The 19,841-nt window shown below is 71.8% G+C and carries 15 protein-coding genes; 7 read left to right on the top strand and 8 right to left on the bottom strand.

What is annotated here, in order from left to right; translation table 11 throughout:
* The first annotated feature begins 211 nt into the window (after positions 1-211).
* The 3 genes from ACWD10_RS05860 (at position 212) to ACWD10_RS05850 (ending at position 3,169) form a co-directional block, all read left to right on the top strand.
* Positions 212-1,357, top strand: coding sequence for an aminoglycoside phosphotransferase family protein (locus ACWD10_RS05860; RefSeq protein ID WP_451087432.1), 1,146 nt, complete (start codon positions 212-214; stop codon positions 1,355-1,357).
* 223 nt (positions 1,358-1,580) lie between these two features.
* Entirely contained in the window at positions 1,581-2,837 is a 1,257-nt protein-coding gene (locus tag ACWD10_RS05855) for a hypothetical protein (protein WP_451087430.1), read from the top strand.
* Entirely contained in the window at positions 2,834-3,169 is a 336-nt protein-coding gene (locus tag ACWD10_RS05850) for a hypothetical protein (protein WP_451087428.1), read from the top strand. Before ACWD10_RS05855 ends, ACWD10_RS05850 begins: the two co-directional genes overlap by 4 nt.
* Before the next feature lie 12 nt (positions 3,170-3,181).
* Here the strand turns inward: ACWD10_RS05850 and ACWD10_RS05845 are convergent, their stop codons facing one another.
* Positions 3,182-5,848: an ATP-binding protein gene (locus ACWD10_RS05845; protein WP_451087426.1), complete on the bottom strand. Its 2,667-nt coding sequence runs from the start codon at positions 5,846-5,848 to the stop codon at positions 3,182-3,184.
* 239 nt (positions 5,849-6,087) lie between these two features.
* Here ACWD10_RS05845 and ACWD10_RS05840 point away from each other — a divergent pair, with 239 nt between their 5' ends.
* Both ACWD10_RS05840 and ACWD10_RS05835 read left to right on the top strand, forming a co-directional pair.
* Positions 6,088-9,138, top strand: coding sequence for a tetratricopeptide repeat protein (locus ACWD10_RS05840; RefSeq protein ID WP_451087424.1), 3,051 nt, complete (start codon positions 6,088-6,090; stop codon positions 9,136-9,138).
* A 474-nt stretch (positions 9,139-9,612) separates the two neighbouring features.
* Positions 9,613-11,610, top strand: coding sequence for an N-acetylmuramoyl-L-alanine amidase (locus tag ACWD10_RS05835; RefSeq protein ID WP_451087422.1), 1,998 nt, complete (start codon positions 9,613-9,615; stop codon positions 11,608-11,610).
* A gap of 79 nt (positions 11,611-11,689) precedes the next feature.
* On the opposite strand, the gene ACWD10_RS05830 is transcribed toward ACWD10_RS05835, so the two are convergent.
* Together ACWD10_RS05830 and ACWD10_RS05825 are read right to left on the bottom strand one after the other, a co-directional pair.
* A complete protein-coding gene (locus tag ACWD10_RS05830) occupies positions 11,690-12,190 on the bottom strand; it encodes a hypothetical protein (protein ID WP_451087420.1) in 501 nt (166 codons plus the stop codon).
* Between the two features lie 75 nt (positions 12,191-12,265).
* Positions 12,266-12,676 carry an ACT domain-containing protein gene (locus ACWD10_RS05825; RefSeq protein WP_451087418.1) on the bottom strand — a complete coding sequence of 137 codons (411 nt, stop codon included), beginning with the start codon at positions 12,674-12,676 and terminating at the stop codon, positions 12,266-12,268.
* Between the two features lie 22 nt (positions 12,677-12,698).
* On the opposite strand from ACWD10_RS05825, the gene ACWD10_RS05820 reads away from it, so the two are divergent.
* A complete protein-coding gene (locus ACWD10_RS05820; protein ID WP_451087416.1) occupies positions 12,699-13,442 on the top strand; it encodes a leucine-rich repeat domain-containing protein in 744 nt (247 codons plus the stop codon).
* A 34-nt stretch (positions 13,443-13,476) separates the two neighbouring features.
* Here the strand turns inward: ACWD10_RS05820 and ACWD10_RS05815 are convergent, their stop codons facing one another.
* From ACWD10_RS05815 to ACWD10_RS05795, 5 genes are all read right to left on the bottom strand, one after another.
* Positions 13,477-13,719 (bottom strand): DUF397 domain-containing protein, encoded by a 243-nt coding sequence (locus ACWD10_RS05815; RefSeq protein ID WP_451087414.1) that lies wholly within the window; start codon positions 13,717-13,719, stop codon positions 13,477-13,479.
* Positions 13,720-13,867: 148 nt separating this feature from the next.
* A complete protein-coding gene (locus ACWD10_RS05810) occupies positions 13,868-15,043 on the bottom strand; it encodes a thiolase domain-containing protein (protein WP_451087412.1) in 1,176 nt (391 codons plus the stop codon).
* Entirely contained in the window at positions 15,043-16,125 is a 1,083-nt protein-coding gene (locus ACWD10_RS05805) for a thiolase domain-containing protein (protein WP_451087410.1), read from the bottom strand. Before ACWD10_RS05805 ends, ACWD10_RS05810 begins: the two co-directional genes overlap by 1 nt.
* A complete protein-coding gene (locus ACWD10_RS05800) occupies positions 16,126-17,079 on the bottom strand; it encodes a Zn-ribbon domain-containing OB-fold protein (RefSeq protein WP_451087408.1) in 954 nt (317 codons plus the stop codon).
* Positions 17,080-17,174: 95 nt separating this feature from the next.
* Complete coding sequence (locus ACWD10_RS05795; RefSeq protein WP_451087406.1) at positions 17,175-17,984, bottom strand: crotonase/enoyl-CoA hydratase family protein; 810 nt, start codon at positions 17,982-17,984, stop codon at positions 17,175-17,177.
* A 179-nt stretch (positions 17,985-18,163) separates the two neighbouring features.
* On the opposite strand from ACWD10_RS05795, the gene ACWD10_RS05790 reads away from it, so the two are divergent.
* Positions 18,164-19,801, top strand: coding sequence for an acyl-CoA synthetase (locus ACWD10_RS05790; protein ID WP_451087404.1), 1,638 nt, complete (start codon positions 18,164-18,166; stop codon positions 19,799-19,801).
* The last annotated feature ends 40 nt before the right edge of the window (positions 19,802-19,841 follow it).

The following is a 19,841-nucleotide window of genomic DNA, read 5'->3' as shown; positions in this document are numbered from 1 at the left end:
GAGTTGACAGTAACCCCCTGTCAGATGCGTAGCGACTATTCGCCAGGGTTCGCCAGGGTCCGCCAGATGGTGTGCCAACCCCCGGTAGGTGTCAGGTAGATATGCGCCACCCCGACCCGGCGGCCCGACCGCATTCCCCAGGGTGCGGAACGGCAGCCGGGTCGGGCATGCGCTCGCAACTCGTCGGCACACGAAGGGATCTGTATCGCCCATGTACGCAGCATCGTCCTCCGTGTCCGCTCCGCCCCGGCCGCTCGCCCCCCGTCAGGACACCGGCCCTTATCTGGCGCCCTCCCGGCCGGGGACGCACGGCGCTCCGGCCCGGGGCGCCGACCGGACGCGGCGCGGTCCGGGGCTCGGCACCCAACCGCTCAGCGGGAGACTCGACTTGTCCGGCCCCCAGGGCGCGCAGCTTCGCACCGCGATCGCCTCGGTGCTGCGGATCTGCCCGGAGTTCAACCCGGTGCAGCTCCTTCGCCGCAGCGGCCGCTCGGTGCTGCTCGTCGGGACGACGGGCCGGACCACGGCGGTGGCCAAGTGCCTGTTGGACCACTCCCCTGTGTGGTCGGAGCGCAGCAAGGGCGAAATAGCGGCTTACCGCGCGTTCGTCCGCCACCGTCCGCCGGTGCGGGTGCCGCGCCTGATCGCCGCCGACCCGGTGGGCGGCACGCTGGTGATCGAGCGTCTGCCGGGGCGGGTGGCGGCGCTGCAGCGCCACCCGGCCGAGGCCCCGCAGCGCACCGACATCCGCGCGGCGCTCGGCGCGATCGTCCGCCTGAACGCCTGGCGGCCACCGGCGGGCCTGTTCAACGCGCCGCTCGACTACAGCACCCGGATCTCCCGGTACCACGACCTCGGCCTGCTCACCGACCGTGACATGGGCGACCTGCAGAAGCTCCTGCACGGCATCGCGCACTCCGCGGGCCCGGGCGGCCTGGGCCAGTTCTGCCACGGCGACGCCCTGTTGCAGAACATGCTCCTGTCCCCGTCGGGCCCGGCCCTGGTCGACTGGGAGCACGCGGGCTGGTATCTGCCGGGGTACGACCTGGCGACGCTGTGGGCGGTACTCGGCGACGACCCGGGGGCCCGGCGGGAGATCAGCAAGCTCGCCCAGTCGGGGGGCCCGGCCTCGCGCGACGCGTTCCTGGTGAACCTGATGCTCGTCCTGACCAGGGAGATCCGTACGTACGACACGGCTTTACAGCGCGCCATGCGCGATGCGGCCCCGGCGGCACCGGGCTCGGCCCAACCCGGTGCTGCGCCGTCCGGCGAGGAACAGCGACTGTTGTTGAGGCGGCTGCACGACGACTGCGCGATGGCCCGCCGGGCCGTACGCGCGGCGGTCGGCACGCGCTGATGCCTCTGGGGGCTGCTCGCCCCCACAAACCCCCGACGGGCGGGGTTTGGGGTTCTGCCCCAAACCCCGCTCTGATCGCGCTCGTCCTCAACCGCCGGACGGGCTGGTGGTAGCGCTGCAAGCTTCCGGCAAGGATGAGGCAAGACTTTCTGCGCCGGTACCGGGCAACCCCCTCCGCAGGAACGTCCGTCGGACGTCTCAGACACCACCCAGGGGGATTCACATGACACGCGACACCGGTTCCGGCCCCACCCCACCCGTCCGCGCGCGGGCGGCGTTGGCGCCGCAGTGGCTGACGCTGCACGGGTGCCGGCGCGTCCTGGTGGTCGTACACACCGAGGTCTACGGCCAGCGGCTGCGCGATCTGCTGCCGCTGCTCGCCGCCGACCTGCGGATCCAGGTGTACTTCACCATCGCGCCGCACGCGTTCAACGCCGGGGCCGCACGCACGCTGAGCGCACTCGGCGCCTCCGCGCTGCCCTGGCGGGAGGCGCTGCGTATCGAGTTCGACCTGGTGCTCGCCGCCGGGTCGCAGGGCGTGGAGCGGCTGCGTGGACCGCTCCTTCGACTGCCGCACGGCATCGGCCACATGAAGCTGTCCCGTCTCTCCGACGACCGGACCCCCGGCATGCCGCGCGCCGTCGGCGGCATGGGGCGCCAGTATCTGACGTGGCAGGGCCGGGTCGTCCCGAAGGCGGTGGCCCTGGCGCACCGGGAAGAGCTCGCCACCCTCGAGCGGGACTGTCCCGAGGCCCTGCCTGTCGCGCGGGTGATCGGTGACGCCACGCACGACCGGATCGCCGCCGGTCTCGGCGGGCGCCCCCGCTTCCGGTCCGCGTTGGGCCTGCGGCGGGGTCAGAAGCTGCTGCTCGTCTGCTCGACCTGGGGCACGGGTTCCGCCTTCAACCGGCTCGACGCGCTGCTGCCTCGCCTCGTCGCGGAAATCCCGGAGTCCGGATACAAGGTGGCGGTCCTCGTCCACCCCAACGTCTGGTCCGGGCACGGCTCCTGGCAGGTGCACTCCTGGCTGGCCGCCGCCAAGCGGCACGGCATCACCGTACTGCCGCCCGACGCCGACTGGCGCCCGCTCCTGATCGCCGCGGACTGGGTGATCGGCGACCACGGCTCGGTCACGCTGTACGCCACCCTGACCCGCGCCGCCATCCTGCACGCCCGCTTCCCCGAACAGGATGTGAACGCCGCATCGCCGGGCGCGGAGCTCGCCCGCGTCGCCCCGGCACTCTCCGCCGCGCATCCGCTCGCCGAGCAACTCGCCTACGCGCACGCCGAGTACCCGGCGGCCGCGTACGACCGGATCGCGCGCCGTATCTCCTCGGAGCCGGGCCGCTTCGCCCGCAACGCCAGGCGCCTGATGTACCAGCTGCTCGGCCTCGGCGAGCCCGCCCACGCCCCGACGCTGCCCCCGCTGCCCGCGCCCCGGCCCTGGTCGGAGTACGGCCCGGGCGAGGTGTCGGCATGACCGGGGCGCCACCGGAGCCGCTGGCGGTCCGCCTGGAGAGCCCGGCGGACGAGGCGGCGCGCGAGTGTGCCGACATCCTCTACGGGGGCTGCGCCCCGTCGCGAGTAGCGGCAGAACGCCTGGCCCGGCGGACACTGCGGCGCTATCCGGGCTGTGTGCTCGTGGTGCTGCGGGGGCCGGAGGGGAGTTGCCTGGCTCGGACCCGGGCGGGCGTTGCCTGGACGGCGGTGTCGCCGACGCCTTCGCACCGGCCGGGGGACGCCGAATTGCTGGGGCTGGCCTGTGCGTTGTACGTCCAGCTGCTGGCTTCGGCGCGCCGCTCCGTGGGCTGACCCGGCCCGACCTCACGTCTCTCGGCGCGCCTCCAACCGGCCTCGCAGGCGCCGCACATCGGGCGCGCCGATCGTCTCGTAGCGGGCCAGGGACCGGCGGTACCAGTCCCTGGCCCGTTCCGTGTCGCCGCGTTCCTCGGCCGTCTCGCCGAGCATCTCCAGGACGCGGCCCTGCCACGGCACGGAGCCCGTCGCCTCGAACTCCGCGTACGCCTGGAGCAGCAGGTCCTCGGCGCGTTCGGGGCCATCGGGGCCGGAGGCGGAGGCCCGGCCCAGGTACGCCAGGGCCCGTGCCGCGTCGTGGGCGTCGCCCTCGGCGAGCAGGTCGGCGCGGGCGCGTTCGAGGTGGGTGCGGGCCTCGTCGGGGCGGCGGGCCTCCAGGGCGATGTCGCCGAGGCACACCCGGGTCAGGGCGGCGCCGCGCCGTTGGCCGATCCGTTCGCGGAGTGCGAGTGCGGTGGCGAAGTGGGCCCGGGCGTCGGTGAGTTGACCGGCGAGGCGGTGGGTCTGGGCGAGGCCGTGCAGGGCCTGGGCCTCCTTGCGGCGGGCCTCGCGGAGCGCCTGCGGACGGTCCGGTGCGGTCGCCGCGACCTCCGCGCGGGCCAGCTCCAGGGCGCGGCCGTACCGGTCGAGGGCCTCCGGGTAACGGCCGACGCTGCGCAGCGCCCGGCCGCCGTCGGTCAGCATGCGGCTCTCGGCCACCGGGTCACCGGCCCGGCGTGCCGCGTCGAGCCCGAGCTCGTGCGCCTCCAGCCACAGGTCATAGGGCCGGAGCCGATGGAACAGCGGGTACAGGGCATCGACCAGCTGCCACACTGCGGTGTGCCACCCCTGTTCCGCCGCCGCCCGTACCACGCCCATCAGCCGGAACCGCTCCGCGTCCAGCCACCGCAGGGCGCCGTCCCGGTCGGTGAACGGCGGCTCTTGGGCCGGGGCCCGTCTCTCCGATCTTCGTGGATCCGCCCGCGCCCGCGGGTCTTCGCGGGCCCGCGACCCCCGGCACGCTGGGCCGGAGGCGTAGTCGCGGGCCAGGGTGCGGTGGCTGGGGGTGAGGAGTGCCTCGGCGGCCGTGGCGGTGGCCAGGTAGAGGTCGACCACCCGGCGTAGCGCCGCGGCCCGCTCCTCGTCGGTGTCGTGTTGCGTGGCGAGGCCCTTGGCGTGGGCGCGCACCAGGTCGTGGAAGCCGTACTGTTCCGCGCCGGTCAGTGGGTCGGTGCCGCGCTCCTCCAGGAGGTTGACCTCGGCCAGTTCGTCGAGCAGCCGCTCCGCGGTGGCTTCGGGCACGGCGCAGACCGCGGCCGTCACGGCCACGCCGAGCACCGGAACCGGCGCGAGGCTCAATCGGCGGTAGCCACCGGCGACTTCGGGACTGAGCAGGCGGTACGACTCGTCGAGGGCACCGCCGACCGCGGGCCGCCCGTCCAGACGTAACCCGGTCAGGGCGCCCTGGCCCTCGTCGCCGCCGAGGGCCCGCGCCATCGCGGCGAGCGGGCGGCGCGGCCTGGCGGCGACATGGGCCGCCGCCACACACAGGGCCAGCGGCAGCCCGCCGCAGGCCTCGACCACATCGAGCGCCGCCTCCGGCTCACGGCCGATCCGCTCCTCGCCGACGCGGCGGCGCAACAGCTCCACGGCGTCGGCCTGTTCCAGCACGTCGAGAACGTAGAAACTCGCCCCGTCCAGGCCGAGGCCGGTCAGCCGCCCGCGGCTGGTGACCACCGTCAGGGACGCGGGTCCCGCCGGGAGCAGCGGGCGGACCTGGGCGGCGCTCAGCGCGTTGTCGAGGAGCACGGCGATCCGTAAGTCCGCGGTCACCGACCGCCACAGGGCCGCCTGTTCGGCGAGCGCGGCCGGAACGCTGTCGTGGCCGAGGGCGCGCAGGAAGGCCCCCAGGATCTCGGTGGGGCGGGTGGGCCCGTCGGCGGAGTGGCCCCGCAGGTCACCGTGGAGCAGACCGTCGGGGAAGGCGTCGGACCTGCGCAGCAGCCAGTGCCGGGCGAGCGCGGTCTTGCCGACGCCGGGCGGGCCGCTGATGACGACGAGGCCCGGGCCGTCGGTTGCGGTGCGCCAGGTGCGGTCGAGCTGGGCGAGTTCGGGCTCGCGGCTGGTGAAGTGGGCGGGTCCGGCGCCGATCTGGCGCGGGACGGCGGGCGTTCGTGCCGCTGCGCCGGGGCCCGTTTCCGTCGCCGCGTGGAAGTGGATGCCGCCGTGGACCGCTCCGGCCTGCACCACGGGGCCGTCGACCCGGGCTTCGCCGCCGAGGCGGTTGTCGGTACGGGGCGCGGTGCCGGGGGCGGTGGTCGGTGCCGCATCCGACGCCGTACGCCGTGTCCAGTCCGCCAGACGCTCGGCAAGGTGCGGATACGGTGCCGCCGCTTCGGCGAGGGCGACGGCCAACTCGCCCGCGTCGTGCGCGTCTACGCCGCCCGCGCCTTCGCCTTCTCCCGCGCCCGGGCCCGCGCCTTCGCTCTCGCCTTCGCCCTCGCCCTCGTACGCATCCGCAGTCCGCGTCCCGTCCCCCACCCAGAGCCGTAATCGCCGCAGCGTCGGGACGTCGTCTTCCGCCAACTCCTCGGCGATCCGCAGGAGTTCACCGCGTGCGGCCGGTTCGACTGCGGCCCGCAGGAGCGCGGCCGCCAGAGCCTGTCTCGCAGAGAGTTCCCCGTCCGCCCCGCCCACGCATGCCCCCTGGTTCGCCCCCATCGCGCTCCCGGCCTCCGCCTCGCCGTAGCGCGCCCCAGCCCCTCCTACCCCCGTACGCCACCGGCCAGACGGGCAGCCGGTCCCCCTGGGGCGATTTCACGCAAGAACAAGCCAATACTCGTACGTAGGTTGCTCAGCTATTTGAACAATTTTGACCTCATGGGAGGCTTTGAGGTCGGCCAGAGCACGGGTCACTGCGTCGGACGGGGGCACTCGTGGAGTGGGGCATCCGGATCCTGGGGCCGGTCGAGCTGCGGATCGACGGGCGGGGCGACCGTCTTGGCTCGGCCAAGGAACGGCTGACGCTCGCGGCGCTCGCTCTTGACGCCGGGCGACCGGTTCCGCTCGATGCCCTGATCCAGCGCCTGTGGGACGACGAACCGCCCGCCAAGCCGCGTTCGAGTCTGCATGTGTACGCCGCCCGCCTGCGCAAGAGGCTGCGGGCCGCGGGACTCGACCGGCATCTGATCCAGCAGGCCCACACATACACCCTGGACCTGCCGCCCGGGCACGTGGACTGGCACCGTTTCCAGGAGCTCGGCGACCGGGCCCGCGCCCGGGTGGACGCCGACGACGACAGCGGGGCCCATGAACTGCTCACCGCCGCCGAGCAGTTGTGGCGCGGCGAACCGCTCGCCGGGCTGACGGGGCTGTGGGCGGACCGTACCCGTAGCACCCTGGCGGAGAAGCATCTGGCGGCCCGGATCACCCGGCTCTCGATCGAGCTCCGCCGGGGGCACTTCGCCGAGGCCGCGCCCGATATCGCCGCGCTCCTGGAGCAACATCCGTACGACGAGACCCTGGCGGGGCTGCTTATCGTCGCCGACTACGGGCGCGGTCGGCAGGCGGAGGCGCTGCGTCTGTACGAGACCGTCCGCCGTCGGCTGCGCGCGGACCTCGGCACGGAGCCGGGCCAGGCCCTGTCCCGGCTGCATCGGCTGATCCTGAAGGGCGCCCCCGTACGGGAGTTGCTCACCCCCACGTCCCCGACCCCGAAGGCCCCGAGGACCCTGCCGAGCCACGCCGAACTGGTGGGCAGGGAGGCCGAGTTGGACGCGCTCCTTCGGGCCGCGGCACCCCGCTCGGCCGTGGCGACGGCCGCCCCGACCGGCACCGTGATCGCACTCCAGGCCATCTCAGGCATGGCCGGAGTGGGTAAATCCCTGCTCGCCCTGCACGCGGCCCGCCGTCTTGCCGAGCACTACCCGGATGGTCAGATCCACCTCGACCTGCGCGCCCACTCCCCCGGTCAGGAGCCGCTGCCCCCCAAGGCCGCGCTCGCCGCGCTGCTGCGGATGCTCGGGGTGACGGCGGCCGCCCTGCCGCAGCACCGGGACGAGCTGATCACGCTGTGGCGGACGCTGCTGAGCACCCGGCGGGTCGTCATCGTGCTCGACGACGTGGCCGACGCGGAGCAGTTGCGGCCGCTGCTTCCCGGTTCCTCGCCGTCCGTGATGATCGTGACGAGCCGTCGGCGGCTCACCGGTCTGCCGGGCGTACGGCCGCTCTTCCTGGACACGCTGCCGCGGCAGGACGCGGTCGCGCTGTTCCGGAGCCTTGCCGGGCAGGAGCGCACGCGCAGCGTCGGCGAGGTCACGGAAATCGTCCGGCTCTCCGGGCAGTTGCCGCTCGCCATCGAGTTGGCGGCCGAGCGTCTGGTGTCCCGCCCCTCCTGGACAACCGCCCACCTGCTGCGCCGCCTGTCCCAAGGGGACGGGCGGCTCGCGGAGATACGGGACGGAAGCCGCGAAATGGCCCGAGCGTTCGAGGTCTCGTACCAAGCGCTCAGCCCGGCGGAGCGGAGCGTCTTCCGGCTGCTCGGCCTGCGCCTTGGCCCCGATGTCGACCTGTGCGCGGCGGCCGCTCTGGCCGATCTTCCGCTGGACCGTACGGAACGGATTATCGAGGTCCTTCTCGACGCTCACCTCATACGGGAGCCCTCGCCCGAGCGATATGCGTTTCACGATCTACTCGGCGAATACTCCCGCTCCCTCGTGATCGCCGAAGATCCGCCGGAGGCCCGTGATCTGGCGGTACGTCGGTTGATCGACTTCTACGTCGAGGCCTCCGCGGCGGCGGACCGCACGGCCTACCCGCGCCGTCCGAGGCCCGCCCTGACCCGGCCTCGATCGACCGCCCGTATCCCCTCATGGACCGGTCCCGAGGCGGCAAAACAGTGGCTCTCGGCGGAACGCACCGGACTCATTGCGGCGGCACGCCGCTGTCACGCGGAGGATCTCCCGCGCGAAGCCGCACTGTTGGCGGACGCAGTCGCCGGATTCCTCAACGAGGAGGGCTATTCGGCCGAGGCCCAGCACCTGAGCGAGTTCGCGGTGCACCACTGGAGCAGTACGGGTGACCGCCAGGCAGAGATCCACGCACGCCTCGACCTGGCCACCGCACTGTCCCGGCGCAGCCGGTATGAGCAGGCACTTTCGACGGCCGGACGGGCGCTCGACGCGGCCCGCGAGCTCGCGGACCCGCGCGCGGAGGCGGAGGCGCTCCATCTGCTCGGCGTCCTCAACTGGCATACCGGGCGGCTCACCGACGCCCTCGCCCATCAGAACCGGGCATACGCACTGCGGGTCCGCGCGGGAGACCGGCTGCAGATCGCACGGGCGCAGAACAACCTCGGAATCTTCCATCTCTTCCTGGGCAACCACGAGGAATCGGACCGCCGCTTCAACGCCGCACTCTCCGGATTCCGCGCCCTGGGCGACAGTCACGAAGAGGCACGCGTCCTCAACAACCTTTCCGATCTCCACCAGCAGCAGGGCGATCGAAAAACCTCCCGAGACTTCCTGAACCGCGCGCTCGAAATTCTCCGGGACACCGGAAATGCCAGCGAGCGAGCAATTACTCAAGTAAATCTCGCGGACACGATGACGTCACCGGACGAGCTGGACACGATGCTCGATCTGTACCGGGATTCACTGGCGACCTTTCGCCGGATCGGTGATTTACGGAATGCCGCGATAACGCTCCACGGAATGGGCGGGGCACTGTGCGCCGCAGGCCGGTACGGGCCCGCGGCCGAGCACCACCGACGCGCCCTCGAACTGGCCCGCGGCATCGGCGCCGCCACCGAGGAGTCCCAGGCCCTGCACGGTCTCGGGGAGGCCGAGCGCCGCGCCGGGGAGCACGCCGCGGCGGCCCGCCACCTCACCGGGGCACTCCGTATCGCGGACCGGATCGGAGCGGCCGCTCAGGCAACGGCGGTGCGAGCGAGTCTGGCAGAACTCGAAGGCGCAAAGAAACCCTACTGAAGAGTATTTCGGAAGCGTCTGCTCAACTTGCTCTCTTGGCTTTGCGTGTGCTTAGTTACCGCCCCCGGGGATCATGCCCCGGTAACCACCGCACGCTATTGCAACAATTCGTAGAGAGACCCATGTCCAAGACCAAGACATCACTGCTCACCTGCGCCGCCTTGACTGCAATTGCTAGTGGCATATGCATTCTGGCAATGCCCGGCTCGGTCCAAGCCGCAATGCTCACCCGCCAGATCTGCATCCCGTCCTAGGAGCCGGACTCAAGGACCTCTCACGGGTTCATTGGTCCATGCCACTGACGCGCCGCAGGCGGGCACCGCCGCGGCGCGAAAGTGCGTCAGAAGCCTTCCTGACGTGGGAAATCGAGAGCCTTGGGCATGATTGACGGATCGTCGGCCAGCCGGTACCACTGACCCACGCTCGGCACCGCACGTCTCACCCGCGCCCCATCGCCCGCCCCGGGAGGCCGCCTTGCCAGAACGAGCCACAGCCCGAAACCTGACCGCGCGCAGACGGCTGTCGAGGACGGCCGGAACCGTCGCGTCGGTCGCGCTGCTCGCACCGCTCGTCGCGGCGGCACCGGCCCCCGCACCCGACGCGGCCCCGACCGCACGGCTACAGGGCGCGTTCGCCGCGGCCGCCGCCGAGTACCGGGTACCGCAGAGCGTGCTGCTCGGCGTCGCGTATCTGCAGTCCCGCTGGGACGGGCACGCGGGGGCGCCCAGTGTCAGCGGCGGATACGGGCCGATGCACCTGACCGACGCGCGCACCGCCCTCGCCGAGGCCGGGCACACACCGCACCACAGCCACGGCACCGAGGACCCGCGCGGCGACGAGGCACGGCCCGCCCGGCTCGCAGACGCCGACGCCGACCGCCTGCCCGAACCCTCCCAACTCCCCGACCGCCTCCGCACCTTAGCCAAGGCGGCCAAGCTCACCGGGCTGCCCGCCGAGCAGCTCCGCACCGACCCGGCCGCCAACGTACGCGGCGGCGCCGCCCTGCTCGCCGCCGCGCAGAAGAAGGCGGGCGGTCCCGCCGCGAGTGCCGATCCCCGGGACTGGTACGGGGCGATCGCCGCGTTCTCCGGGGCGGACGACCGGGCCACCGCTGCCGCGTACGCCAATGAGGTGTTCGCGGTGATCCGGGACGGGCAGCGGCGCACCACGGACTCCGGTCAGCGCGTCGCCCTCGCACCGCAACCCGAACTCGCCCCGGACAGCGAACAGTTGGCGCGGCTCGGGCTGCGTCGGGCCGCCGAGGGGGAAACGGACTGCCCCAGGTCCGTGTCGTGCGAGTGGATTCCGGCTCCGTACGAGGAGTTCGGCGACGACGACTACGGCAATCACGACAAGGCGAACCGGCCCGAGGACCAGTCGATCGACTACATCGTGGTGCACGACACCGAGGCCACCTGGGACACCACCCTGAAGCTGGTGCAGGACCCCACCTATGTGTCGTGGCAGTACTCGCTGCGCTCCACGGACGGGCATATCGCGCAGCATCTGAAGCTGAAGGACGTGGGCTGGCAGGCCGGGAACTGGTCGATCAACGCCAAGTCGATCGGCCTGGAGCACGAGGGCTTCCTGGCGAACCCGGACGCCTGGTACACGGAGGCGATGTACCGCACCTCGGCCCGCCTGGTGAAGTACCTGGCCAAGCGGTACGACATCCCGCTCGACCGGCAGCACATCCTCGGGCACGACAACGTGCCGGGCCCGACGAGCGGCACCATCCCGGGCATGCACACCGACCCGGGCCCGTACTGGGACTGGCAGCACTACTTCACGCTGATGGGCGAGCCGTTCGAGCGCACCGCCGGTGCCAAGGGCGGGCTCGTCACCGTCCTGCCCGAATACGACGCGCACAAGCCGGAGTTCACGGGCTGCGAGGAGGCGGGCAAGCCGTGTGCGGCGCACGGGTCGAGCGCGGTGCGGCTGCATACGGCGCCGCGTGACGACGCCCCGCTGGTCAAGGACATCGGTCTGCGTCCGGGCGGCGGTGACTCGACGACCCATGTGAACGACGTGGGTTCGCGGGTGTCGACCGGCCAGCAGTACGCGGTGGCCGGCCGCGAGGGCGACTGGACGTCGATCTGGTATCTGGGTCAGCGGGCCTGGTTCAAGAACCCCGCGTCGCAGCCCACGGCCGTACCCGCGTCGGGCTATGTCGTGACGCCGAAGGACGGCAAGGACGAGATCCCGGTGTACGGGCGGGCCTACCCGGAGAAGGAGGCGTATCCGGACGGCATCACACCGCAGCCGGTGTCGCCGCTGCCGTACAAGCTGCTCAAGGGCCAGAAGTACGCGATCGGCGGGAAGGTGCGCGGCGAGTACTACTACGCGGTCAAGTACGACACCTCGACCCACACGGTGGTGCGTGGCGACGACACGTACTACGAGATCCAGTTCGGGCACCGGGTGGCGTTCGTGCGGGCCGCCGATGTGACGGTGAAGCCGTCCCGCACGTAGGGGACGCGTCCTTACAGAGACTCGTCGGGTCCGGACCTGCGTGGGGGCAGGACCGGACCCGACGTACGTATGAAGGGGGTCAGCCCTGCTGGAACAGTTCCGCGGGCAGCGGCTTCAGGAGGGCGTACAGGTCGTCCGAGATGGGGCGGTCCCAGGCGGCGATGGTCACCAGGACGTTGTCGCTGCGGTCGAACTGGACGCAGGAGATCCGGCTCTCGGAGAGCTTGAGGCGGCGCACGATCAGGAGGTTGTCGCCCTGCATGATCGGGACGTCCTCGCTCTCGACGACCTCGACCTCTTCATCGTTGTCGAGCGCGAGCAGCAGCTGGGCCACCTCGAACGGGACCTCTTTGTCGCCGACCTCGCGGGCCGGGGAGCCCTCCGGCAGATTGCCGATGATCATGGCCGGGCCGCGGCCGCCGAACAGGTCGTAGCGGAGAAAGACGCCCTGACAGCTGCCGTCGGGGGCGGGCAGCAGGCCCGCGCCGAGATTGCCCGGCCAGTCACCGGGATCCATGGCCAGTACGTCGAAGTCCGGACCCGCGGGGGTTGGGGCGCTGCGGCGGCGGAGGAAGGACATGCCGCCATGGTACGTGGGTTTCTCCGCACGTCGACGGCGGGGCGGACCGGAGCCGGGGGGGGCAGAGGCCAGGGCCTAGCGGCCTGCCGCCGCGCCGCGCTCCGCGAGGCGGTGCAGTACGCCGAGGGCCTCGGTCGCGCGGTCGTGGGGTACGAACAGGTGATCGTGGTGGAAGCCCGCGACCACGTTGCATGACAGGCCCGCGGCAGCGAGCTCGCCCGCGACGGCGGCGGTCAGTCCGACCGAGTCGAGCGCCGAGTGCACGCGCAGCGTGATCCAGGCCGCCACGTAGTCGGACGCGAGCCCTGCGGCGTCCGCCTCCTCCTGTCGTACGACCAGGGTGCGGCCCTCGTCCTCGCGCACCGTCGCGATGGGGTCCAGGCCGTCGGGGGCCGGTCCTGGCACGGTGACGTACACATAGCGGCCGGGGTTGAGCGCGGGGCGCATACCGGTGAGGAGTCTGGCCAGGTCACGTTCGGCTCGCATGGCGTCAGGGTACGTGGGCGCCGTGACCCGAATCGACCACGGAAAGCACGGGAAGATCGACTACTGGAAGGCGGGGCTCACCGAGGTTCCACAGGAGGTGTGGGCGCGGACCGACGCCGAGGTGCTGATCCTCGCGGACAACGCGCTCACGTCGGTGTCACCGCGGATCGGCGCGCTGCGGCGGCTGCACACGCTCGACCTCGGGCACAACCTCCTCACGGAGGTACCGACGGAGATCGGTGAGCTGACCGGGCTCTCCGGGTGTCTCTATCTGCACGACAACCGGCTGACCGCGCTGCCCGGCTCGCTCGGCCGCCTCACCCGGCTCGGTCTCCTCAATGTCGGCGAGAACCGGCTGACCCGACTGCCCGAGGCGCTCGGCGCGATGGCGGGCCTGGTCGAACTCCGGGCGCAGCACAACCGCCTCACCGAACTCCCGGACTCCCTCGGCTCGCTCACGGCCCTGCGCGAGCTGTGGCTGCGCGGCAATCTGCTCTCCGGGCTGCCCCGGTCGGTGCGGCGGCTTTCCGCGCTGCGGGAGCTGGAGCTGCGCGAGAACCGTCTTGCGGAGGTGCCCTCGGTGCTGCGCGGGCTTCCGCTCCTTCGTCGGCTCGATCTGCGGGCCAACGCGATCCGTGAACTCCCTTCCTGGTTGGGCGAGTTGCCCGCCCTGGAGAAACTGGATCTCCGGTGGAACCCGGTGCGGCCGGGGTCCGAGGCCGTACTGCGGGAGCTGCGGCGGCGCGGGTGTGCGGTGCTGATGTGAGGCCGCCCGTGCCGCCGCGGCCTAGGTCCTGTCGTCAGGTCAGGTCGAACTCGCCCTCCCGGGCCCCCAGTACGAAGGCCCGCCACTCCGCCGGAGTGAAGATCAGCGACGGGCTCTCCGGGCGGCCGCCATTGCGCAGCGCGATGAAGCCCTCCACGAATGCGATCTGGACATCGCCCCGCCCCTGGCTGCCCGACTGCCAGTCGGCGTTGCTCAGGTCGAGGTCGGGCTTGTCCCAACCCATCAGCGGCTCCTGGGCGGTGGTGCTCTCGGCCACGTCCGTGCTCCTCCCCGGTCCTACCCGGTACTGCCCGATCCGGCGTACGCGGCCAGCCTAGCGATCGCCGCCGGTACCGGTAAGGCCGCGGAACAAGTACCGGACAGCCCTCGCACGAGGACGCCCTGCGAGGCCCGCGGCGGGCTGCTCAGCCGGTCGGCGGCTCGGCGCCCACCAGCCACATGGAGAAGAACTGCGCCCCGCCGCCGTACGCGTGCCCGAGCGCCCGCCGGGCCCCGTCGACCTGGTGCTCACCCGCCTGCCCGCGCACCTGAAGGGCCGCCTCCGCGAACCGGATCATGCCGGAGGCGCCGATGGGGTTGGTGGACAGGACACCGCCCGACGGGTTCACGGGCAGATCGCCGTCCAGCTCCGTCACGCCGGACTCGGTGAGCTTCCAGCCCTCGCCTTCTTCCGCGAAGCCGAGGTTCTCCAGCCACATGGGCTCGTACCAGGAGAAGGGGACGTACATCTCGACGGCGTCGATCTCGCGGCGCGGGTCCGCGATCCCGGCCTGCCGGTAGACGTCGGCCGCGCAGTCCTTGCCCGCCTGCGGCGAGACGAAGTCCTTGCCCGCGAACATCGTGGGCTCGCTGCGCATCGCGCCGCCGTGCATCCAGGCGGGCGGGCGCGGTGAACGGGCCGCGCCCGCACGGTCGGTGAGGACCATCGCGCAGGCGCCGTCGGAGGACGGGCAGGTCTCGGAGTAGCGGATCGGGTCCCAGAGCATCGGGGACGCCTGCACCTTCTCCAGGGTGATGTCGTGTTCGTGCAGGTGCGCGTACGGGTTCTTGAGGGCGTTGCGCCGGTCCTTGTACGCGACGAGGGAGCCGACCGTGTCCGGTGCGCCGGTGCGGCGCATGTACGCGCGCACGTGCGGCGCGAAGAAGCCGCCCGCGCCCGCGAGGAGCGGCTGCTGGAACGGGATCGGCAGGGACAGGCCCCACATGGCGTTGGACTCGGACTGCTTCTCGAAGGCGAGCGTGAGGACGGTGCCGTGCACGCGGGCGGCGACCAGGTTCGCGGCGACGAGCGCGGTGGACCCGCCGACGGAACCCGCCGTGTGCACCCTCAGCAGCGGCTTCCCGACCGCGCCGAGCGCGTCCGCGAGGTACAGCTCGGGCATCATGACGCCCTCGAAGAAGTCGGGCGCCTTGCCGATGACCACGGCGTCGATGTCCGCCCAGGTCAACTCGGCGTCGTTCAGGGCGCGCCGCGCGGCCTCGCGGACCAGGCCCGCGATGGACACGTCCTTGCGGGCCGCGACGTGTGCGGTCTGGCCGATGCCGACGACGGCCACCGGCTCTTTGGACACCTGGGACATCAGGCCCCCTCTCCTTCGAGTACGGCGACCAGGTTCTGCTGCAGACAGGGCCCGGAGGTGGCGTGGGCCAGGGCGCGCTCGGACTCGCCGCGCCGGATGCGGGCGGCGGCCTCGCCGATGCGGATCAGGCCCGCGGCCATCACGGGGTTGGCGGCGAGGGCGCCGCCGGACGGATTGACGACCACGCCGGAATCGGGGCCCCCGAGCCGCAGCGCCTTCCGCAGGACGACCTCCTGGGAGGTGAACGGGGCGTGCAACTCGGCAGTGTCCACCGGCCGTTCGAAGGCCCCGGCGCGCTCGGCGGCGAGCCGGGCCGACGGCGCGTCGGTGAGGTCGCGCACGCCCAGGGAGTGCGCCTCGACCCGGTGGTCCATGCCGCGGATCCACGCGGGCCGTTCGCACAGCTCCCGGGCCCGGTCGCCCGCGGCGAGGATCACGGCGGCGGCCCCGTCGCCGACCGGCGGCGCGTCCCCGGTGCGCAACGGCCGGACGAGATAGTCGCCTTGGGCGCTATGGCCGGACAGCTGGGCGTGCGGGTTGGACGCGGCGGCCTCGCGGCTGCGCGCCGCCACCCCGGCGAGCGCGGCCTCATCCGTATCCCCCGCGTCGATCAGGGCCTGCGCCTGAAGGGCCGCGAGCGCGACGGAGTCCGGCCAGAGCGGGGCGACGTAGTACGGGTCGAGCTGCCGGGTCAGAACGTCACGCACCGAGCCGGGCGAGGACTTTCCGTAGGCGTAGACGAGCGCGGTGTCGACCTCGCCGGTGAGCAGCTTCACCCAGGCCTCGTAGAGCGCCCAGGCGCCGTCCATCTCGACATGCGACTCGGAGATGGGCGGCCAGGCACCGACGCCGTCGAGCGCCATGGTGAAGGAGAAGGCGCGTCCGGCCAGGTAGTCGCTGGAGCCGGAGCAGGTGAAGCCGATGTCCGCGGTCGTGAGGCCGGTCTGCCGCCGTACCTCGTGAAGGACCGGCATCAGCATCTCGACCTCGGACATCTCGTCCGTGGAGCGCCGGTGGTCGCTCTGCGCGAAGGCGACGACGGCCACTTCGCGGGCGCCCCCGGCCTCTGGTACGTCTCGCATCTACAGCAGCTCCTTGTACGTGTCGTAATCGGCGTCCGGCTCGCCCGTGGGCCGGTAGTGATCCGGGTACCGGCCGCCCTCGCTCCACACGGGCTCGACCCTCAGCCCCATCCGGACCTGGTCGTACGGGATGCCGCCGATGCGCCCGTGCAGCGCGAGGTCGGCGCCGTCCAGGGCGATATGGGCGTAGACGTACGGGACTTCGAGGTTCAGGTGCGCCGAATGAGCAGACTTGATGTTCACGATGCAGTACGTCGTGACGGTGCCGCGCGGGCCGACCTCGACCTGTTCGTCCGTGGCGACCCCGCAGGTGGGGCAGGCGCCGCGGGGCGGGACGTACACCTTGCGGCAGGACGGGCAGCGCTCGCCGACGGTGCGGCGCTCGGCGAGGGCGTTGATGTAGCCGGACTGGGCGCGGCCCGGCGAGTAGGTGTAGTCGAGCCGGGCGGGCGCGACGATGCCGAGGACCGGGTCCTCGAACTCGCCGTCATGCGGACGGACTTGCTGGCCCTCCGGCCCATCGTACGGTTCGAAGCAGGCGATGTCCGTGATGGCGCCGGAGCGCTCGGCGGCCCAGCGGATCCGCACCCGCATGCCGGTGTGCACGGCCTCGGGCCCCGGGGCGTCCAGGGCGTGGAGCAGGGCGGTGTCGGCGCCGTCCAGCTGCACCAGTACCCAGGCGAAGGGAGTGTCGAGGGGCTGGCCGCGGCGGGGTTCGTGGTTCCAGGCCCAGGTGGTGACGGTGCCGGTGGCGCCAACCTCCACGAGCTCCCGTATCTCCTCGGCGGTCTCGGGGTCGTACTCAACCGGCGGCACGAGCACCTTGCCGTCGCCGGTCCGGACGCCGAGTACGACGCGCTCGCGCAAGCCGGTGAGGAAGGCGCTCTGCACGGGGCCGAGGGAGCGGGTGAAGGGGAACTCGACGACGAGGGGGGCTTTGAGGACTTCGGGCATACATGGGCTCCTGGGTGTCCGGCCTGCACAAAAAGCCCGTCCGGCGATTGAGGACGAGCCCGTCCAGGGCGACTGGGTGAACGAGCCGACGGGGCTCAACTTCGCCGGTAAACCGGTTCGCGCTTCTCCGCGAAGGCCTTCGCTCCTTCCTTCGCGTCTTCGGTGGCGAAGATCGGCCAGCCGCGTTCGAGTTCGGCCTTGAGGCCGTCCGTCTCGGTCATCTCGGCGGTCTCGTACACCGCGGCCTTCACGGCCTCGACCGCCAACGGCCCGCACGCGTTGATCTGCTCGGCGATGGCGAGGGCCTTGTCGAGGGCGGTGCCGTCGGGCACGACCTGGCCGATGAGACCGATGGCGGCGGCCTCGGCGGCGGTATACGGGCGGCCGGTGAGCAGCATCTCCAGCGCGTGCGTCCGGGGAATCTGCCGCTGGAGCCGGACCGTTGACCCGCCGATGGGGAACAGGCCGCGCTTCACCTCGAAGAGCCCGAAGGTCGCGGACTCCCCGGCCACGCGGATGTCGGTGCCCTGCAGGATCTCGGTGCCGCCCGCGACGCAGTGGCCCTCGACGGCGGCGATCACGGGTTTGCGCGGCCGGTGATGCCGGAGCATCGCCTTCCAGTGCAGATCGGGGTCGGCCTTGAGCCGGTCCCGGTACCGCTCGCCCGCCATGCCCTTGCCCGCGAGGGCCTTGAGGTCCATTCCCGCGCAGAACACGCCGCCCGCGCCCGTGAGCACGATGGAGCGGATCGCGTCGTCCTCGTCGGCCGCCACCCACCCGTCGTACAGGCCCACGAGCAGGGGCAACGAGAGCGCGTTCTTGGCCTCGGGCCGGTTGAGTGTGAGCACGAGTGTGGCGCCTTCGCGCCGTATGGTCAGGTGTTCCGTGCCTTCGCTGCTCCCCATGAGCACCGCCTCCCGTATGCAGACCTAGAACAGGTTGCAGTAGCCGCAGGCCCAGTTCAATAGTTATCTGACAGCTAGTCAGATTTCTTGGCGCGACCCCTTCCCACTTGCCGCGACCGGCGCTCTAATGACCGCCAAGTGACCGCCGAGTCGTGCGCGCAGCCGGGTCTGGAGGAGCGGTGGAGTACAACCTTGCCGACCTGTTCGAGTCGGTCGTGGACGTGGTTCCCGGGCGTGAGGCGCTCGTGTACGTGGACGTCCCCGGGACCGGAGCCGAGCGCCGTCTCAGCTACGCCGAGCTGGACGCCGCCGCCAACCGCATCGCCCACCATCTGATCGACAGCGGCATCCGGCCGGGCGAGCACGTGGGGCTTCACCTGTACAACGGCGTCGAGTATCTACAGACCGTGCTCGCCTGCCTCAAGGCACGGATCGTGCCGGTCAATGTCAACTACCGGTATGTGGAAGAGGAGTTGGTCTATCTCTACCGGGACGCCGATCTGGCGGGCCTGGTCTTCGACGGCGAGTTCACCGCGCGCGTGTCGGCCGCGCTGCCCCGTACGGAGAAACTGCGCCATCTGGTACGGGTGGGCGAACCGCCTGCGGACGCGGCCGAGTTGGCGGCGGTGGCCTTCAAGGATGCCGAGGCCGCCGGGTCGGCGGAGCGCGGGTTCGGGCCGCGCTCGGCGGACGACCTGTTCATCATCTACACCGGCGGCACCACGGGGATGCCCAAGGGTGTGATGTGGCGTCAGGAGGATCTGTTTTTCGCGGGGCTGTTCGGCGGGGATCCGGCGGGCGAGCCGGTGAAGCGGCCCGAGGAGCTGGCCGAGAAGGTCGCGGCCGGCGGAGCGGGGCTCACGTTCTTCCCCACTCCCCCGCTGATGCACGGCACCTCGACGCTGACCTCGTTCATCGCCTTCAACTACGGCCAGCGTGTGGTCATTCACCGCAAGTTCGCGCCCGAGGACGTGCTTCGTACGATCGAGAAGGAGAAGGTCTCCAGCGTCTCACTGGTGGGCGACGCGATGCTGCGGCCACTGATCGACGCCTTGACCGGGCCGTGCGAGGGCACCGATATGTCGTCCCTGTTCAGCGTCTCGTCCTCCGGGGCGATCATGTCCGACACGGTGCGGGCGCAGTTCCAGGAGCTGGTACCGGGCGTGCTGCTCTTGAACAACTTCGGTTCCTCGGAGTCCGGTTCCAACGGCAAGGCGACGGACGACTCGGGGCCGCGCAACGGCTTCCGCCTCGAGGTCAACGAACGCACCCGGGTCGTCGACCCGGTGACGCACGCGCCGGTGGCGGTCGGCGAGCCGGGCCGCCTGGCCCAGCGCGGGCACGTGCCACTCGGCTACTACAACGACCCGGCGAAGACCGCGGAGACGTTCTTCGAGCAGGACGGCGAGCGCTGGGTACTGCTCGGCGACATGGCGACCGTGGACGAACAAGGCATCGTCACCGTCCTCGGCCGCGGCTCGCAGTGCATCAACACCGGCGGCGAGAAGGTCTACCCGGAGGAGGTCGAGCAGGCCCTCAAGTCCCACCCCGACGTGTACGACGCGCTGGTGGCCGGGGTGCCCGACCCCAAGTGGGGCAACCACGTGGCAGCCGTGGTGCAGCTGCGCGAGGGGGCGGCGCCGCTGTCCCTGGAGTCCCTCCAAGCCCACTGCCGTACCCATGTCGCGGGCTACAAGATCCCCCGCCAACTGGTGCTCACGGACCGGATCCAGCGCTCTCCCAGCGGGAAGGCGGACTACCGGTGGGCCAAGTCGGTGGCGGTCACCGCGGACGAACGGTCACGTCCGACGCCTTGACGCGTCCCCGAGCCGCCTGACTAACTGAACCCGGCATGGC

It is taken from the genome of Streptomyces sp. NPDC002851, assembly GCF_053591935.1.
Note: the sequence above shows the minus strand (reverse complement) of the source record. Positions and strands in the feature narration are given on the sequence as shown.

Excerpts from the sequence above, each read along its gene's own strand:
- ACWD10_RS05860 (WP_451087432.1), top strand. The coding sequence starts at position 212 with ATGTACGCAGCATCGTCCTCCGTGTCCGCTCCGCCCCGGCCGCTCGCC.
- ACWD10_RS05855 (WP_451087430.1), top strand. The coding sequence starts at position 1,581 with ATGACACGCGACACCGGTTCCGGCCCCACCCCACCCGTCCGCGCGCGG.
- ACWD10_RS05850 (WP_451087428.1), top strand. The coding sequence starts at position 2,834 with ATGACCGGGGCGCCACCGGAGCCGCTGGCGGTCCGCCTGGAGAGCCCG.
- ACWD10_RS05830 (WP_451087420.1), bottom strand. The coding sequence starts at position 12,190 with ATGTCCTTCCTCCGCCGCCGCAGCGCCCCAACCCCCGCGGGTCCGGAC.
- ACWD10_RS05825 (WP_451087418.1), bottom strand. The coding sequence starts at position 12,676 with ATGCGAGCCGAACGTGACCTGGCCAGACTCCTCACCGGTATGCGCCCC.
- ACWD10_RS05810 (WP_451087412.1), bottom strand. The coding sequence starts at position 15,043 with ATGTCCCAGGTGTCCAAAGAGCCGGTGGCCGTCGTCGGCATCGGCCAG.
- ACWD10_RS05805 (WP_451087410.1), bottom strand. The coding sequence starts at position 16,125 with ATGCGAGACGTACCAGAGGCCGGGGGCGCCCGCGAAGTGGCCGTCGTC.
- ACWD10_RS05800 (WP_451087408.1), bottom strand. The coding sequence starts at position 17,079 with ATGCCCGAAGTCCTCAAAGCCCCCCTCGTCGTCGAGTTCCCCTTCACC.
- ACWD10_RS05795 (WP_451087406.1), bottom strand. The coding sequence starts at position 17,984 with ATGGGGAGCAGCGAAGGCACGGAACACCTGACCATACGGCGCGAAGGC.